A 17387-nucleotide genomic window follows, 5' to 3' on the forward strand; every position below is an offset into this window, starting at 1 on the left:
GGCGCCGCGGGTGGACGCGCGGCTGCCGTGCATCGGAGGCGCGGCAGCCGCGCGCCAGGGGCGCTGAGCCGCGCTCGGGGATGCTCCTGGGCTCCCTCCCTCGCGCGGCTTTCTCGTGGGCTTTCCCGTTCTTCCGGGGGCGAGGGCTTGCCGAGGCGACGCCCGCCGCACATCAGCTCCGTGGAATGGCTGACGAGAAGAGGCCGGCGTCGCGCGCGTGGCTCGGGTACCTGCTGATCGCGGTCGGGATCCTGGTCCTTTCCGGGATCGTCAGATCACGAGGGCGCCCGCTCGTGCCGTACGACGAGGCGGTCGCCGAGGTGCGGCGCGGGGAGATCTCCTCGGCGATCGTGAAGCCCGACGAGATCGAGCTGGTCCGCCGCGCCAGCCCGCAGCGACCGGAGGAGCAGGTCCGCGTGACACGGCTGCCCGGCGTCCAGGACGAGCCGATCGTGAGGGCGCTGCTCGACCAGCAGGTCCACATCGAGGCGAAGAACTCCCAGACGTCGGTGTGGATGCAGGTGGCGATCTGGCTGTTGCCGCTCTTCCTCATCAACGCGGCGTTCTTCATGATGCTGCGGCGGGCGGGGCAGGGGGCCGGCGGGCCGCTCGGGTTCCTGCGCAGCAAGGCGAAGATCTACGATCGCTCCAAGCAGGATCCGGTGCGCTTCTCCGACGTCGCCGGCGTCGATGAGGCCAAGGACGAGCTCGTCGAGGTCGTCGACTTCCTCAAGGAGCCCTCGAGGTACCGCTCGCTGGGCGGGCGGATCCCGCGCGGCCTCCTGCTCATCGGGCCGCCCGGCACCGGCAAGACGCTCCTCGCGCGGGCGGTGGCGGGCGAGGCGAACGTGCCGTTCTTCTCGCTGAACGCGAGCGAGTTCGTCGAGATGTTCGTGGGGCTCGGGGCCGCGCGGGTCCGCGAGCTCTTCGAGGAGGCGCGCAAGAGCGCGCCCAGCATCGTGTTCATCGACGAGATCGACGCCGTGGGCAGGACCCGGGGCGGCCTCGGCGCCCTCGCGACCCACGACGAGCGAGAGCAGACGCTCCACCAGCTCCTCGCCGAGCTCGACGGCTTCGACGCGCGCACCACCGTGATCCTGATGGCGGCCACCAACCGCCCCGAGGTGCTCGATCCGGCCCTCCTGCGGCCCGGGCGCTTCGATCGTCAGGTCATCGTGGATCGGCCCGATCTGCGGGGCCGCGAGGCGATCCTCGCCGTCCACGCGCGGCGGGTGCCGCTCGCGAAGGACGTCGATCTCGGGCTCGTGGCGCGCCGCACGTCGGGCATGGTCGGCGCCGATCTCGCGAAGATCGTCAACGAGGCCGCGCTGGCCGGGGCGCGGCGCGGCGCCAGGGAGATCGGACAGGCCGATTTCGACGAGGCGCTCGATCGCTCGCAGCTCGGGCTCCGGCGGCGCGGGCAGATCATGACCGCGGAGGAGCGGCGGCGCGTGGCCTACCACGAGGCCGGGCACGCCCTCGTCGCGCTCGCGCTGCCAGCAGCGGATCCGGTGGAGCGGGTGTCCATCGTGGCCCGCACGATCGGCGCGCTCGGCGTGACGATCCAGGTGCCCCGCGACGAGCGTCAGCTGGCCACCGAGCAGGAGATCGAGTCGCGCGTCACGGTGATGCTCGGCGGCAGGGCGGCGGAGGAGATCGCGCTCGGGCAGGTGTCGAGCGGCGCGCACGACGATCTCGGGCGCGCCACGGCGCTCGTCCGCGAGATGGTGACCCGCCTCGGGATGAGCCGGCGCCTCGGGCTGGCCGCGCTCGCGCGCACCGTCGGCGCGCCGATGCTCGGCGTGATCCAGGAGGAGCGCACGTGCAGCGAGGAGACCGCCCGCGAGGTCGACGAGGAGGTGAGGGAGCGGCTCGGCGAGATGTACCTGAAGGCCAAGCAGCTGCTCGTCGATCGCCGCGAGGGCCTCGAGGCGGTCGCGGATGCGCTCGTGCTCAAGGAGACGCTGCGCGGCGAGGATCTGGCGGAGATCGCGGCCGTGTCGACGCGCCGGAAGATCGCCGTGGGCCCGCCGAGCGCGGCATGAGCCTCAGGCCGCGCGCCGCCGGCGCCTCAGGCCGCCCGCGAGCGCGGCCAGCGACAGGCCGGCGGCCGCCCAGGCCCGGCCGCCGGCGCCCTCGCGCGGCGCGCCGCCGGCCGCGCGGCAGGCGCAGCCGCCGTCCTCCTCCGCGAGCTCGCCGCCGCCTGCCGGGGCCTCCGGCTCGCCGACGCCGATCCCTCGCACCGCGATCCTCTGCACGGGTCGGTCGGGGTCGTTGGACTCGACGAGGATGGTCGCCGCGAGCTCGCCGCTCGCCTTCGGCGCGAAGCGGATCGCGAAGTCGACCTCCGTTTCGGGGTCGATCCCGAGCGCCGCGTCCGCGAGCTCGAAGCTCTCCGGGTCGTCGGTCGTCACGACGGCATCGAGCAGCGCCTCCCCTGCGTTCGACAGCCGGACGAGCTCCACGTTGGCCTGCCCCACCTCCACGGCGCCGAAATCGATCTCCTGCTTGTCCAGCGCGAGGTCCGGGAGCGGCACATGGACGCGCTCGCTCTCGAAGACCCATTCCCGCTCGGTGAGCGGGAAGGCGAGCGGGATGTCGACGAGCGGGATCGACCACGAGCGGCCCAGCACGATGACGCTGAACGCGGGGACGAGGTGGAGCGTGCCGTCGTACCGCACCGAGCCCTCCGGACGAACGTTGAGCTCGACCGACGGGCCTCCCAGGTAGTCCACGGAGGAGGCCCCGCCCTCGGGGGTGACGTCGCCTCCGCTCACCGTGGCCTGATCGAGCGTCTCGATGGCCACGCGATGGGTCGTGTAGCGGGCCGCGACGTCCATCGCGAGGTCGAGCTCGAACCTCCCGTCGATTCCGGGGATCGAGCCGCCGATGACGTCGCCGAGCGACACGGACGCAATGCGCTGCAGCTCGGTGGAGCTCTCCAGCGTGATGCCCGGCGCCCAGCCCCACGCGTCGAACTGCTCGCGGACGTGCACCTGGAAATCGATCTGGGGCACATAGGGGATATCGCCCGTCCAGTCGACGTCCTGGCCCAGGACGGAAATGCTGATGCGTCCCTGTGCGCTGACATCGAGTCCGTAATCGCAGCTGAACGCGCCTCCGCCCGGGGCGCCTGGTGCCTTGAGCGCGAGCGCCTCTGGCCATGACGCCTCGAGCGCTCCGCTCAACGAGACCTGGGTGTTGGCGTAGACCGCCGCCCCGAGGCTGACTTGCAGGGGTGAGCCCGGCGGGACCCAGCCTGTATCGAAGTCGAGCTCGAGCGGGATGGCGTCTTTGCGCTGGAACGTGAGCGGCCCCCGCGCGCAATGGAGCGGATCGTCCGCGCACGGCACGGCGAGCGAGTCGTAGGCCGACGCGGCCGCGGGGGCGAAGAGGGCGAGCGCGGCGGCGACGCAGGGGAGAGCGCGCCGCCGCCGGGGCCGAGCAGAGCGGAGAGCCGCGAGGGCAGCGCCGCCGGACAGCGAGGAACGCATGAGAACGATTACCACGATCCTCGCGCTCCACGCCATAGCCGCACCCCCGATGGCGGCGCGCCAGGCGCGGCCCAGCTGCGTTTCGGCGGCGCTCTAGCGCGCCCCGAACAACGTGCCGACCACGATGCCGGCGGCCGCACAGAGAATGGCCACCACGGTCCAGAGGATGAGCTCACGCGACGTGCCGCCCGCCGTCGGTGCAGCGATAGCGGGCGTCTCGCGGACCACCGCGGCCGCGCGTTCGGGGAGCGCCCTGCTCTCCGCGCTCTCCGAGCGCGTAACCGGCTGGCCGACGTGGCCAACGCCCGAGGCGGAAGCACCGTCCTGGAGAGGCGCGGCGTAATCCAGGCCGGTCCGCTCGAGCGCGAGATCGGTGATCGAGACGGCGTCCGCGAGGCTCGCGGGGGTGTGGTGCACGACGCGCCGTTCTTCGCGGCAGGCGCGCAGGGCGTCGGCGAACGCCCTGGCGCTCGGGTGCCGCTCGGAAGGGCTCTTGGCGAGGGCCCTCAGGATGACCGCCTCCAGGCCGGCCGAGATGAGCCCGGAGCGCTCGCTGGCGCGCGGCGGCAGCGGCTGCTCGGCGATCTGCGCCGTCATCACGGCGATGGGCGTCCGCTTGCTGAACGGCACGGCGCCGACCGCCATCTCGTAGAGGATGCAGCCGAGCGCGTAGATGTCGCTGCGCGGGTCGACGTCCTCCCCGCGCACCTGCTCCGGCGCCATGTACTCCGGCGTCCCGAAGATCATGTCTTTCTCGGTGAGCCCGGTCGTCTGCTGCTCGCCGTGCACCACCTTCGCGAGCCCGAAATCGACGACGCGGACGCGGCCCGCGAAGGGTGACGGCGCGGCGGCGTGCTCGCCCGGGCGCTCGATGAGCACGTTGGCCGGCTTGAGATCGCGGTGCACCACGCCCGCCGCGTGCGCGGTCTCCAGCGCGGCGCAGATCTGCAGGGCGATCTCGATCGCCAGGTCGATCCCGATCGGCGCGTGGTCCCGCAGGAACTCCTCGAGCGAGCTGCCGTCGATGTGCTCCAGCGCGATCACGAGGAGCCCGCCCTCCTCGATGAAGTCGAGCATCCGGACGACGTGAGGGCCCTCGACGCGCTCCAGGATCGCGGCCTCCCGGTGATAGCGCCTGAAGATCTGCGGCGTTCCCGAGAGGTGCCTGTGGATCACCTTCAGCGCGACGGGCTGGCCGTCCTCGTCGCGGGTGGCGCGGTAGACGACGCCGGAGGCCCCCTCGCCGATGACGGACTCCACGGTGTACCGCGACGCGACGCCGTGCCCGGCGGGCAGGCGATCGGGCGCGGGCTGCTGCGAGGTCACCGCCCACCGCCCGCGTCCGCCGGGATCGGCGGCGCGGGATCCGGCGAAGGCGCCCTGAGGTGCAGCTCCGTCGACGAGGTGCAGGCGCGCACGATCTTCGGGCTGAGCTCGATGGGATCGAGCCGCGCGGCGGGATCGGCCTCGCGCCACGCGGCGCACGCGGTCTCGGCGAGCCCTGTGGCGTCCAGCGCGACGTAGGCCTCGAGCAGGTGCCGCTGCACCGTGGCGATCTGCACCCGGGCGAGATCGCCGTAGCCGAGCAGGCGGCTCGCCCGCGCCACGGCGTCGATGTAGCGGCCGCTCCGCACGTCGCCGGCGAGCTGCGGCAGCTCGGCGTCGACCCGGCGCTGGGCGTCGCGCGCGCGGCCGGCCCCCTCGGAGCGCACAAGCGCGCCGGAGCTCGCGGCCTCGGCCTTGCCCTCGGCCGTGAGCGGCAGATCCGTGAGCGGGACGAGGATCACCATGCCGCGGCGCAGCGGGTCCTGCTTGAGGTGGTTGTACTTGTCGAGCATCCACGCCTGGTCCCGCTTGCCCAGGAAGCGATAGGCGATGGTGAGCAGGGTGTCGTGCTGGCCGACGACGTACCGCAGGTTGTACGGCACGATGATCTCCTGCCCGTCGGTCGGCTCGAGCCAGGGCCACGTGTCGTTCGAGAGCGCGAGGACGTCGCTCCGGTCGGCGGTGCCGAGCAGCCGCTCCGCGAGGATCGCCCAGGTCTCGCCCGCGGTGACGCGGTGGTGGGCGAGCGCGGGCACCTCCAGCCGCAGGCCGGGCATGATCGGCACGCCGGCGCCCGCGTCGAGCGCGTTCGCGGCGACGAGCACCTGCTCCATCTGCACGCGCCCGTAAGTGCGCTCCGCGATCTGCGCGAGGGTCTCGCCCTCGCGGACGACGTGCGGGAACGCCGCCGCGGCGCTGCCGACAAGCGTCGTCGCCGCGAGGGCGCCCACGGAAAACCAAGCTCGCCGAGGCATCACGCCGCCGAGGGTACCAGGGGTTCGCGCGCTGTGGGACGGCTCGCGACCGCTCGCGACGGCTCGCGGGGAACGTTTGCCACGATTTCGTCGCGCCTGTCGTTTCGTGCCAGAGTGCGCGCGACGCATGAACGACACGACGACGGCCGGCAGGATCCCGACGTGGCTCTCGCGGCGCTCGCCTGCGGCGGCGCGGCTCCTCATGGCCGGCCTGCTGGGGCTGGCGACGCCGGGCTGCCTCGTCCGGCAGACGCTGTACGACGAGGCACGCGCGGAGATCCGGAGAGAGCGCGAGGCGGGTGACAAGGCGCGGGCCGAGGCCCAGAGCGCCCGCGCCGAGTCCGCGCAGCGGTCCGCGCAGGTCGCCGCCATCGAGGAGGAGCTGGCGCGCCTGGCGGATGACCTCCGGGCGCGCGATCTCAGGCTGTCCGAGGCGACGACGGCCGAGGCGGGGCTCGCGCGGCGGCTCGACGAGCTCGTCGCCATGAACGAGGAGCTGTCGGCGCGGCTCCGGAGCGCCGGGCAGAGCGTGGGGCAGCTCGCCGGGGAGCGGGGCAGCCTGTCGGCGGAGCTCGCGGAGACGCGGGCCAAGCTCGACGATCTGCGCCGAAAGCAGGCGGCGGCGGAGGCGCGGGCGGCCGGGATCCGCGACGCCGTGGACCGGCTCAAGGGCGCTGTCGCCGCGGGGAAGGTCCGTGTCGGGCTCCGCGCCGGGCAGCTCGTGATCGAGGTGCCGAGCGATACGCTCTTCGCCGCGGGGAAGGCCGAGATCCAGCGCGAGGGGCGCGCGGTGCTGGCCGAGATCGCCGCGGTGCTGCGGACGATGCCGGAGCACAGGTTCCAGGTCGCCGGGCACACCGACGACGGCGGCGACGCGAAGAGCAAGAAGGGGAAGGGCGCGCGCCTCCCGTCGAGCTGGGAGCTGTCGGCGGCCCGCGCTGTGGCGGTGGTCCAGGCGCTGATCGCGGAGGGCATGGCGCCCGGGAGCCTGTCCGCGGCTGGATACGGCGAGTTCGCGCCGGCGGCGACGAACGCCACCGCGGAGGGGCGGGCGCAGAACCGGCGGATCGAGATCGGCCTGGTGATGGAACAGGAAGCGTTGGAGAAGGAAAAAGCAGGCGGCCCGAGCGGGGCGGCGCCAAAGCCCTGACGGGTCGCCTCCAGCGCCTCCGGGCGCCGCCTGCGTCACATCACCGATCGCCCGCCTGCCCCGCGGCCGCCGCCTCGCCACGCCGCAGCGCGCATGCCGCGAGGATGCACAGCGCCGGCGTCACGACCATGTGATACCGGTCCTCGCCGAAGAAGACGGCGTGCGTCAGCGCCACCGACGCGACCGCGAACGCGAGGTAGCCGACGACGCCCCCGTTCGCGGGCCGGCCCGGAAGCGGCAGCGCGGCGATCAGCGGGATCGCCACCGCGAGCGGCCAGAACGCGTGCCCGTCGCCAAACACCCCGAGCGCGACCAGCCCGAGCACCGCCGCGAGCGCGAGGAGCTGCGCGGCGAGCTCTCGCCGCGGCCTCCGCCGCGGCATCGCCACGACGCCGAGCGCCGCGGCGGACAGCAGGCCGAGGTGCGACGCCGTGAGCACGCTGCGCCCCGCCGCGCGCCGCTCCTCGGGCCACGCCCCAGGGTCCGCCTCGCCGAGATAGCCGATCGGGAACGACTCGTGATCGAAGGTGAAGCCCAGCTTCCTCGGGATCAGGGCCAGCCAGCGACCTGGATCATCCTTGATCCACTGAAGCCCGGCGGCCATCCAGCAGCGGTCCTGCGCCACCTGGCCGCGCGCGATCGGGCAGCCGTCGCCCGCGCGCAGCGTCTCGAAGCGGCCCGTCGCGCGCGGGAACGCGCCGATGGCGAGGTTCCAGCCGCCGTTCGTCGAGACGAGCGCGCAGCCGTCCATCACGCGGCAGTTACGGATCGTCCACGGCGCCACCACGGCGAGGGCCGTCGCGGCCGAGAGCGCCGCGGTGAGCGCGCCGCGCCTCCACGCGGCGCGCGCCCCGCCGGCGCCCCGCCACGAGAGCAGCGCCAGGGCCGGCGCGCAGAGCAGGCTCTGGGGCCGCACAAGCGCCGAGAGCCCGAGCGCCACGCCCGCGAGGACCGCGCCGCGGGCCGGGCGACCGCGCGCGGCGTCGCGCGCGAGCAGCCACGGCGCCGTCACGAGGCCGAGCGCCGCGAGCGGCTCCGTCATGAGGAGCGCCGCATAGAGGATGAGCCCCGGCGAGAGCGCGGCGAGGAGCGCCGCGACGCGGGCGCGCGCCGGCGTCGTCGCGTACCGGGCGAGGCGGTGGACAACGACGACGAGCAGCGCGCCGGTCACCGCGTTCGCGACGGTCGCCGCGTGCGGCCCGGCGCCGAACAGCCGGTAGACGAGGGCGAGGAACCCGCTGTAGCCGACCGGGTAATGGCACCACGGATGCCAGACCGCCTGGCCCCCGACGATGAGATCGTCCGAGTAGCCGAGCCCGGCGGCGATGCGGCGCGCGCCGAAATCGTAGTAATGGCCGTCCCACACGGGCTCGCGCGCCCACGCGATCGCCACGTAGAGCCGCGGCAGCAGCGCGAGCGCGAACGCGAGCGCCGAGAACGCGAGATCCCCGCCGTCGCGCTCTGACATGCCGCGCCCGTCGCGCCCGCCGTACTCGCCGCGCCCACGTCCGAGTCGCGCCGCCCCGTCGCTGGCGCGCGCCGCCTCAGCCATGCGGCTTGGCGCGCGCGCCCGCGGAGATCTCGCGCAGGCGACGCATGTAGGTCTTCGCCACCTGCGCCGGATCGAGCCGCAGGTACTTGGCAATTTCCTGAACGAATCCCTGTACGTAGACGGTCGCTGGCAGGTCGCCTATCGCCTCGTTCTCGATCGCCTGGAGGTGCGCGAGCGAGATCTTGGTCCGCTGGGAGATGTCGGTGAGCTCGACCCCCTGCGACTCGCGCACCTTGCGGAGCAGCGCGCCGCTGAACTGCGTCTCGGCGTTGATCTCGCGCGCGAGCTCGGCCTGGAGCATGGCGAGCTCGGCCACGGCGGCGGCGTTCTCGGCGCGCACCGGGCCGAGCTGCGTGCGCGGATCGTCCGGGTAGGTCGAGAGATCGTACGCGCGGCGGCGCACCGGATCGAGGAGGGTGTCGTGCGCCTCCTCGATGCGCGCCTGCTCCTTCTGGAGCACCGCGGGGCTCAGCACGCTGACGACGGGCAGGCTCCCCTCCCGGTAGGTGTCGCGCTGGCGCTTGTAGGCGCGCCGGATCTCGTCGTCGGCGGCCGTCCGCGCGAGGCCGAGCGCGTCGTAGAGCGTCAGCGGCGCGGCGCTCTTCGAGGCGGCGGCGAGGGCGCGCGCGTGCGCCTCGGCCGGGCGGGAGTCGCGCGCGGCGAGCAGCGCGAGGATGCGCCGGGCCACGCGCTCGAGGTTGCGCGCGCTCTTCGATGTCGGGCTGTCGATGAGGAGCGGCTGGCGCCGGCGCGCGGTCAGCCACACCGCGTCGTCGTGCTCGATGTGCCCGAGGTAGTCGAGGGAGATGCCGAGGAAGCGCTCCGAGACGGCGCTCATCGCGGGGCCGAGCTCCAGGTCCGAGCGGTGCCGGGTCTGGCTGACCACGAGGTGGGGCTTCACCCGCGGCAGCTGCGCGGCCGCGAGCGACGCGACCCCCTCGTCGAACCGCTTCACCTCCATGATGAAGTCGCGCGGCGTCGCGAGCGGCGGGAGCGACGCGGCCACCTTCTCCACGAGCCGGATCTTGAAGCGCTCCTTCATGAGCGCCCGGCGCAAGGTGCGCTGGTAGAGCGCGCGGCAGAAGCGGTAGGAGTGCTCGACCGCGAGCGGCTCGGGCGTGGTGGCGCAGATGCCGACGTCGGCGTGCAGGAAGAGGTCGAGCGTCGAGGAGCCGGTCGCCGCGCCGAGGCTGACGATCACGTAGTCGACGTCGAGCTCCTGGATCATCTTCATCCAGTAGGCGGCGCGGCTCGGCCGGTGCGGCGTGGCCGTCATCGGATCGTACGCGGTCGGGACGAGCCGGAGCCCGGGCACCGTGGTCGCGATCGGCTCGGCCTTGCCCTCCTCGATGTCCTCGCGCGTGACGAGCGGCGGCGCCTCGATCCCCAGCGCGGCGTGCAGCCCCGGGCTGTAGGCGTCGGTGTCGATGATGATCACGTCGCGCCCGAGCTGCGCGAAGTACACCCCCAGGTTGACCGCGAGCGTCGCCTTGCCCACGCCCCCGCGGCCGCCCCCCACGGCGATCACGCGCCGGGATCGCGAGCTGGAGAACGAGGTGATCTCGCCCGGGAGGGGGAGATCGTCGTCCGCCGAGCCGGGCGGGAGGGTCGAATAGCGCGGCGGAGGGTAGGACTCACCGGAGCTGGACAAGGTTCCTCTTCGTGCGGCGCGCGGTGGTGCGCGGGCGGGATGGTGCGGCGGCGAGCGGATGCGAGCGGCTCGCGGCGCGTGTCCCTCCTAGCACGCGCCGCGCGCGGCCATCAGCGTCGCCGTCGCCGGGGCTCGGCGTCGTCGCCGGGGCCCGCACCGTCGCGCGCGGTCTGCCCGCCCCGCCTGCCGCAGCTCCCGCCGCGCGAGCCGCCTCGACGCGCCCAGGCCGCTGGGCTAGGCGCTCTCCGTGGCCACCGTCCGACCTTTCCGCGCTTACCGACCCCCCCAGGCCCAGGCGGCTCGCGTCGCGAGCCCGCCGTACGACGTCATCTCGACCGCCGAGGCGCGCGTCCTCGCGGCGGGAGGCCTGCACAGCTTCCTCCGCGTCTCCCGGCCCGAGATCGACCTGCCCGAGGGGACGGACGAGCACGACGACGCCGTCTACGCCCGCGGCGCGCAGAACCTCGCCGATCTCATCGCGAGCGGCGACCTCGCGCAGGACCCGGAGCCGCACCTCTACCTCTACGCGCAGAGGATGGGTGATCACCGGCAGATCGGCGTCGTCGGCTGCGCCGCGGTCGCCGAGTACGAGCAGGACGTCATCAAGAAGCACGAGAAGACGCGCCCCGACAAGGAGGACGACCGCACCCGCCACATCGAGGAGCTCGGCGCCCACGACGAGCCGGTGTTCCTCACGTACCGCGCCGACGCGGGCATCGACCGCGCCGTCGCGGAGGCCTTGCAGTCGCCGCCCATCTACGATTTCACGACCACGGACGGCGTCGAGCACAAGCTCTGGGTCCTCGGCCGCGCGGCGACCGCCGACATCGAGGAGCGCTTCCAGGCGATCCCAACGCTCTACGTCGCCGATGGCCACCACCGCAGCGCCGCGGCGGCGCGCGTCCACAGGAAGCTGCGCGGCGACGGCGGCGAGCACGACGTCTTCCTGGCCGTGGTCTTCCCGCACGACCAGATGAACATCATGCCGTACAACCGCGTCGTCCGGGACCTCGCCGGCCGCAGCGCGGAGGCGCTGCTCGCAGCCCTCGGCGAGCGGCTCGACATCGCGCCGGCGAGGGACGGCGCGGCCGCGACCCCTGCCGGCCCGCGGACGTTCGGGCTCTACCTCGGCGGTCGCTGGTACACCGCCAGGGTCCGCCCGGGGTCGTTCGACGCGAGAGACCCGGTGGCCTCGCTCGACTGCTCCATCTGCCAGGACCAGATCCTCGGCCCGATCTTCGGCGTCAGCGACCCCCGCCGCGACAAGCACGTCGATTTCGTCGGCGGCATCCGCGGCGTCGCCGAGCTCGAGCGACGCGTCGACTCGGGCGCGTTCACGATGGCGATCCACCTTTATCCGACGCAGATCGACGAGCTCTTCGCGGTGAGCGACGCAGGGCTGCTCATGCCGCCGAAGAGCACGTGGTTCGAGCCGAAGCTCCGCAGCGGGCTCTTCATTCATACGTTCTGACGAGCGCGCCGCGCCGGGGCTAGACTGCGCCCCATGGCGGACATCAAGCGTATATCCCCCCAGCAGGCCAAGAAGCTCATCGACGAGGAGGGGTATCTCTACCTCGACGTCCGGAGCGAGCCCGAATATGCGGCCGGGCACCCGAGCGGCGCGCACAACGTGCCGCTCATGCACGCCGGCGCCGGCGGCATGAAGCAGAACCCCGACTTCCTCGATGTGGTCCGCGCCCTCTATCCCAGGGACGCGAAGATCATCGTTGGCTGCAAGTCCGGACAGCGCTCGATGCGCGCGGCAGAGGCCATGGTGTCGGCAGGCTACACGGCCGTCATCGAGCAACGCGCCGGCTTCGATGGGCCGCGCGACGCGTTCGGCGCGATCACCGAGCCGGGGTGGGGGCCGGCCGGGCTGCCCGCCGAGACGACAACGCCCGGCGGCTCGTACGCCGAGCTCCGCAAGAGCGCTGGCAAGTAATACGTCCGGCGCGCACGGCCCGCGCCGCGGCGCCGAGCGCGCCGTCGCAGCGCCGAGCGCGTTGCCGGAGGCCGCTCGCTCCGCTAGGAATCCGCGTGCTCCACGGTGCGCGCGTCGCAGTGGTCATCCCCGCGCGGGACGAAGCGCGATGGATCTCCGAGGCGGCGGGGTCGGTCCCCGCCTTTGTCGACCACGTGATCGTCGTGGACGATGCCAGTCGAGATGGCACGGCCGAGGTGGCCCGCGCGGTCGGGGACGAGCGCCTCGAGGTGCTCGTCCACCCGGAGTGCCGCGGCGTCGGCGCGGCGATCGTCGCTGGCTACCGGCGCGCTCGCGCCCTCGGCGCCTCGGCCGTCGCGGTCATGGCCGGCGACGGGCAGATGGATCCGCGCGATCTCCCGCGCGTCGTCGCCCCGATCGCCTCGGGCGAAGCCGATTACGTGAAGGGCGATCGGCTGCGCCACCCCGACGTGTGGCGCGTCATGCCTCTCCAGCGGCTCGCCGCGACGGCGGCGCTCGCCGCGCTCACCCGCCGTGCAGCGCGGCTCGACGCCCTCTCCGACAGCCAGTGCGGGTACACCGCCATCTCGGCGCGCGCGATCGACGCGCTCGACCTCGACGGCCTCTGGCCCCGCTACGGGTATCCGAACGACCTGCTCGCCGCCCTCGCGGCTCGCCGGCTCCGCGTCCGCGAGGTCAGCGTGCGTCCCGTCTACCGCGGCGAGGCGAGCGGCCTGCGCGCGCGCCACGTGTTTACCATTCTTTTCCTGATCGCCAGGAACGCCATAAGGCAGTCCCTGAGCTGATCAGGAAAACCGCAGAGCGCCCGGGCGCGGACGGAACGTGTGAGTTGGAGTCGATCGAATCGACACGTGCCACTGCGTAAAACGGTCGACAACTCGCTCATTGGTTTTCATAGCAAAGCTGCCTGGCGACCTGACTCATCGACTTGGCGCGGAGGGGGCCCGAGAGGCGCGAACCCCGCAGCCATGCTTCAACAAGGGGGGTGACGGACGTGGCCATCAGCCGAGCCGCCTGGGCTAGAATCTGGAATCCGGGGAGGTCGCGGACTCCGTCGTTCACGCCTCGGGTCGTGGCCTATGCGTTCGGCATCGAGCTGCCGTACAGCCTGCTTGTCCCGGTCGCTCACCTGCGCCTCCTCGGCGTCGTGGACTCGGCGGTCCAGGCGCGGTTGCTCGGGCTCATCGGGTTCATGTACCTCGTCAAGACGGGGGGCCTGATTGCGCTGCTCGTCCACATGCTGCGCCCGATCGAGCGGCTGCGGCAGTACGCCGTGGTCCATCGCCTCCAGAGCGGCGCGGGCCTCGAGGACTCGAGCAGCGGCGGCGCGGCGCCCCCGGAGGAGGTCGTCCTCGCCGCGGCGAGCGCCGCCTACGACACCCCGCTCGCGTTCGCGACGGTCTGGGCCGTGTCGTGGGGGCTCCTGTACCTGCCGGTCACCGTGGCGCTCTACTTCATCGCGCCGGACCAGAGCCCGCTCGGCGTCCAGCGCGGCGTCGCGCTGGCCCTGTTCGCGCTGGCGCTGTTCGCGGCCGCGCTGCCGCTCGCCTACAGCATCCTCGGCCGCCTGCTCGCCCCCGCCGCCGGCGTGATCTCGCTCATCGCGCGCGAGCGCGGCCTCTCCATGCCCGGCAAGGGATACTCGCTCGCCGTCCGCCTCGTGATCCTCGGCGCCTGCCTCGCCATCGCGCCGACGAGCTGGATGGCGGCGATGGTGCTCGGCGAGACGGCGGGGCCGGCCAAGCCCGGCCTGAAGCTCACGCTGGCGATCTTCTCGATGGTCGCGGTCACCTGGGCGCCCGTCTGCGCGGGCTTCCTCGCAGGCGCCCTCGCGGGCCCGCTCCAGCAGGTCGCCGCGGTCATCCAGAAGATCGTCCAGCGCGGCGAGGTCGACCGGCTGGAGCGGATCCCGGTCTATTTCAATGACGAGATCGGCGCGCTGGCGGGCGGCGTCAACGCGATGGTCGATCGCCTGGAGGCGTCGTCCCGGCGCACGCGGAGCTACCTGGCGGAGCGCGAGCGCCTGCTGCAGGACGCGGCGCAGCGCGCGGCGCAGCTCGGGGCCGTGCTGGACAACCTCGTCGAGGGGGTGTTCGCGTGCGACCGCCAGGGCCGGCTGACGATGATCAACGCCTCGGGGCTCAGGCTGCTCGGCCTCTCGGGCCGCTCGGAGCAGGCCGGCAGGATGGTCGAGGAGGTGATGGACCTCGGCCGGGTGCGCCACAGCGACGGTCGCGCCTTCACGCGCGAGGAGCTGCCCATGGTGCGGGCGCTCGCCGGCGAGACCATCGTGCAGGAAGAGCAGGTGCTCGCGGACGGCCGCGCGGGCCGCGACGTCTTCCTGCGGACCAGCGCGGCGCCGATCCGCAGCGACGGCGGGGCGGTCCTCGGCGCGGTCGCGGTCGCCCGCGACGTGACGGAGCTCATGGAGCTCGATCTCGTCAAAGATCAGTTCATCCGGGTCGGCGCGCACGAGCTCAAGACGCCGGTCGCGATCATGAAGGGATACGCGCTCGCGCTCCTGCGCAACACGAACGATCTGCCGGCGCCGCGCCGCAAGATGCTGGAGGCCATCGACCGCGGTGCGGACAGGATCAACCGCATCGTCGACGATCTCCTGGCCATCTCGCAGGTCACGCTCGACGTGCTCCAGGTCTCCGAGGAGGACGTCGATCTGAAGGAGCTCGTGCAGGAGACGGTCGACCGCGTCGCGAAGTCGGCGAGCCGGCACCGGGTGCGGATGTCGCTCGACGCCGAGCGGCCGCCCGTCGTGCGCGCCGATCCGGAGCGGCTGCGCCAGGTGCTCGCGAGCCTGCTCGACAACGCGGTGAAGTACTCGCCCGACGGCGGCGACGTCGACGTGCGCGTCGCCGTCGCCGAGCGCGCGCCGGCGTCGTCGCCGCCGTCCTCCTGCGACGCCGCGCTCTTCTCGCAGCGCCACGGCGCGGCGCCGCGCTACGAGGCGGTCGTGTCCGTGCGCGACCGCGGCGTCGGCATCCCCGCCCACAAGCAGGAGCGGATCTTCGAGCGCTTCTTCCGCGCGCACACGGACACCCGACACGACTACGGCGGCATGGGAATAGGGCTGTTCCTTGCGAAGGACATGATCACCCGTCACGGTGGCCGTATCTGGTTCGAGAGCGAGGAGGACAGCGGCAGCACGTTTTATTTCACCATTCCACTCAGCAGCGAGGCCCCCGCGGCCGATCGACGATGAGCGACAGACACGCAAAGACGGTGCTCCTCGTGGAGGACGACGCGGATCTCGTGGCGCTCGTCGCCCTCGTGCTCCAGGAGGGCGGGTACCGGGTCAAGATCGCATGCAACGGTCGCGAGGCGCTGGCCAAGCTGGAGCACGACCTGCCGGATCTCATCCTGCTCGACATGAAGATGCCGGTGATGAACGGCCCGGAGTTCGCGCGCGAGCTCGAGGTCCGGCACGGGCGTCAGGCGCCCATCGTCGTGCTCACCGCCGCGGCGGACGCGCACCGGCGGGCGGCCGAGGTCGGCGCCGACGCGTGGCTCGGCAAGCCGTTCGAGCCGGACGCGCTCCTCTCGACGGTGAGGCGTTACACAGGGTGAGCGCGGAGGAGCTGCCGCCGCTCGGCGAGGTCGCGCCGCACCTCGGCCCAGTACCGCGCGGGGAACCGGCGGTGATCGAAGCCGGTCGCGCGGAACACCCGTGTGATGCGGGCATAACGGCGCAGGCTCCACTCCCTCATGATCTGGAGCGAGGGGTGGAGGCCGCGCGCCTCGATGAACGGCGCGGCGCGCGCGTAGAGCGCAGGCATGACCTCATCGAGCCAGTACCGCATCAGGGCCTGGTATCCGGGCGTATCGACGCACCGTCCGGAGATCACCTGAGCGCGCGTGACCCCATGGCGCGCGAGCTCCTCCTCGGGCAGGTAGCAGATGCCGCGATCGGCGTCCTCCTGCATGTCCCTCAGGTTGTTGAAGAACTGATCGAGCCGACCGAACTCCCCGGCCGCGTCCCAGTGCTCCTTCGTCAGGAACGGAACCAGCTGGAAGATATGGCCTGACAGCCGCCCCAGCATCGTGTCGTGCTCCTTCAGGGTGCGGATGAGCAGGCTGGGAGCGTGGTAGTCGGCGAGGGCGAGCAGGTAGGCGTCCCAGGCGGCGAGCGCGCGCGGTTGCATGTCGTCCGGGTCGGGACGATCGGGCGCGGGGCCGCGGAGCCACAGCGCGTGGATGGCCGAGAGCTCGCGGGCGAAGGGGCAGCACGGATCGACGAAGCCGCAGGAACGGACGCGCCTCCACGCCACCATGAAGCGGCTGAACCGCCGCGCGTGCGGCTCGATGCGCTCGTTTTCGGCGAGGCGATCGACGATCCGGATCCAGCGGATGCGGTCGAGCCACGCCCGCTTCACGTCGGGCGTGAGGCCGAGCACCCATGCGGCGTTGTCCTCGTCTTTCAACGCGTCGTCCGACAGGGCGCGATAGTGCGATGAGCCGACGATCGCCGAGATCGGCTGGTAGGGAGTCTGCTCCGATGCCGGTGCAGCAGCGGGCAGGTAGGGCAGTCGAGAGGAGATGTGTTGAATAGGTTTCACGATGTCGAGTGCCGCACGTTGAACGTGCTTGTCGCCGGTGTCGCCCTGGCTTCGCGCGGTCACTGGCGATTATGGACGTGGCCCGCCCTGTTTGCTTTGGGCGCCTGCGTCGGTGATGGATGGTGGCTCTCTACCGTGTAGAACTTTCCGATCCTCCGAGAGATGCGCGGTGACGCCCGTTCGCCTTCCTTTATGAGGCCTTATCGTCTCCCAGTCGACGCGGAAATTCGTCGTCCAGGGCACGGGCGCCGGAGATAATGCATGGATTCCTTGTGTCTTTTGCCGGTATGTTGGGAACACGCCGTCAATGATCGTCGGTGTATACCCTGGGTCGGTACATTGTCCAACGGATAACATCAGTGATGGCCTGACATCTCGGCCCCTTCTCGCTCCGTCTCGGCGGTACGTCAGGCGTTCTAGGCACATGGATTATCCCGGAGTTCCTGGCGGATGGCACCTGTGCCCACGTGACGGCGCGTGAGCGCCGGGGGCGAGCCTCTCTCTGCTGCTCGGTCTGCCGCGGTGAACGGCGCGACGGAAACGCTCCGACTCGCGACCGGACGCGATGCTAGACGCGCTCGTGACAGGGGGGATTCAGCGGTTGTTATCGCGCCGTGCGCGCTGCGGTGAACGGCCCAGATCTGTGGTTGTGACCACGGCCCAAAGCGGTCATCCGCGCTCGGTGCGCCCGAGGGGCGTCCGCTCC

Annotated in this window: 13 protein-coding genes; 7 read left to right on the forward strand and 6 right to left on the reverse strand. The window is 72.4% G+C overall.

The window, feature by feature from the left end; all coding sequences use genetic code 11:
• The first annotated feature begins 185 nt into the window (after positions 1-185).
• A complete protein-coding gene (gene ftsH / locus WMF14_RS02495) occupies positions 186-2045 on the forward strand; it encodes an ATP-dependent zinc metalloprotease FtsH (RefSeq protein WP_437798569.1) in 1860 nt (619 codons plus the stop codon).
• Positions 2046-2048: 3 nt separating this feature from the next.
• Here the strand turns inward: ftsH and WMF14_RS02500 are convergent, their stop codons facing one another.
• The 3 genes from WMF14_RS02500 to WMF14_RS02510 form a co-directional block, all read right to left on the reverse strand.
• Positions 2049-3494, reverse strand: coding sequence for an Ig-like domain-containing protein (locus WMF14_RS02500; RefSeq protein ID WP_437798570.1), 1446 nt, complete (start codon positions 3492-3494; stop codon positions 2049-2051).
• 93 nt (positions 3495-3587) lie between these two features.
• Positions 3588-4820, reverse strand: coding sequence for a serine/threonine-protein kinase (locus WMF14_RS02505; protein ID WP_437798571.1), 1233 nt, complete (start codon positions 4818-4820; stop codon positions 3588-3590).
• Positions 4817-5770: a LysM peptidoglycan-binding domain-containing protein gene (locus WMF14_RS02510; RefSeq protein ID WP_437798572.1), complete on the reverse strand. Its 954-nt coding sequence runs from the start codon at positions 5768-5770 to the stop codon at positions 4817-4819. Before WMF14_RS02510 ends, WMF14_RS02505 begins: the two co-directional genes overlap by 4 nt.
• A gap of 151 nt (positions 5771-5921) precedes the next feature.
• Here WMF14_RS02510 and WMF14_RS02515 point away from each other — a divergent pair, with 151 nt between their 5' ends.
• The gene (locus WMF14_RS02515) at positions 5922-6944 is read left to right on the forward strand and encodes an OmpA family protein (protein ID WP_437798573.1); all 1023 of its coding nucleotides are present in this window, start codon (positions 5922-5924) and stop codon (positions 6942-6944) included.
• 40 nt (positions 6945-6984) lie between these two features.
• Here the strand turns inward: WMF14_RS02515 and WMF14_RS02520 are convergent, their stop codons facing one another.
• Both WMF14_RS02520 and WMF14_RS02525 read right to left on the reverse strand, forming a co-directional pair.
• Positions 6985-8412 carry an ArnT family glycosyltransferase gene (locus tag WMF14_RS02520; protein ID WP_437798574.1) on the reverse strand — a complete coding sequence of 476 codons (1428 nt, stop codon included), beginning with the start codon at positions 8410-8412 and terminating at the stop codon, positions 6985-6987.
• Positions 8413-8488: 76 nt separating this feature from the next.
• Entirely contained in the window at positions 8489-10147 is a 1659-nt protein-coding gene (locus WMF14_RS02525) for a helix-turn-helix domain-containing protein (protein ID WP_272097535.1), read from the reverse strand.
• Positions 10148-10394: 247 nt separating this feature from the next.
• Between WMF14_RS02525 and WMF14_RS02530 the strand changes: the two genes are divergently transcribed.
• The 5 genes from WMF14_RS02530 to WMF14_RS02550 all read left to right on the forward strand — a co-directional run bounded on the left by WMF14_RS02530 (position 10395) and on the right by WMF14_RS02550 (position 15692).
• The gene (locus tag WMF14_RS02530) at positions 10395-11618 is read left to right on the forward strand and encodes a DUF1015 domain-containing protein (RefSeq protein ID WP_437798575.1); all 1224 of its coding nucleotides are present in this window, start codon (positions 10395-10397) and stop codon (positions 11616-11618) included.
• A gap of 33 nt (positions 11619-11651) precedes the next feature.
• Positions 11652-12089, forward strand: coding sequence for a rhodanese-like domain-containing protein (locus WMF14_RS02535; RefSeq protein ID WP_272097537.1), 438 nt, complete (start codon positions 11652-11654; stop codon positions 12087-12089).
• A gap of 95 nt (positions 12090-12184) precedes the next feature.
• The gene (locus tag WMF14_RS02540) at positions 12185-12895 is read left to right on the forward strand and encodes a glycosyltransferase family 2 protein (protein ID WP_437798576.1); all 711 of its coding nucleotides are present in this window, start codon (positions 12185-12187) and stop codon (positions 12893-12895) included.
• Between the two features lie 287 nt (positions 12896-13182).
• Complete coding sequence (locus WMF14_RS02545) at positions 13183-15327, forward strand: HAMP domain-containing sensor histidine kinase (protein ID WP_437798577.1); 2145 nt, start codon at positions 13183-13185, stop codon at positions 15325-15327.
• Positions 15324-15692, forward strand: a complete 369-nt coding sequence (locus WMF14_RS02550) for a response regulator (protein WP_272097540.1) — start codon at positions 15324-15326, stop codon at positions 15690-15692. The genes WMF14_RS02545 and WMF14_RS02550 overlap by 4 nt, the downstream gene beginning before the upstream one ends.
• On the opposite strand, the gene WMF14_RS02555 is transcribed toward WMF14_RS02550, so the two are convergent.
• Positions 15680-16681 (reverse strand): squalene/phytoene synthase family protein, encoded by a 1002-nt coding sequence (locus WMF14_RS02555; protein WP_437798579.1) that lies wholly within the window; start codon positions 16679-16681, stop codon positions 15680-15682. The two genes, WMF14_RS02550 and WMF14_RS02555, sit on opposite strands and share 13 nt — an antisense overlap.
• Positions 16682-17387: the final 706 nt, after the last annotated feature.

The sequence above is a fragment of the Sorangium sp. So ce693 genome (genome assembly GCF_051521375.1).
Lineage (GTDB): Bacteria > Myxococcota_A > Polyangia > Polyangiales > Polyangiaceae > Sorangium > Sorangium atrum.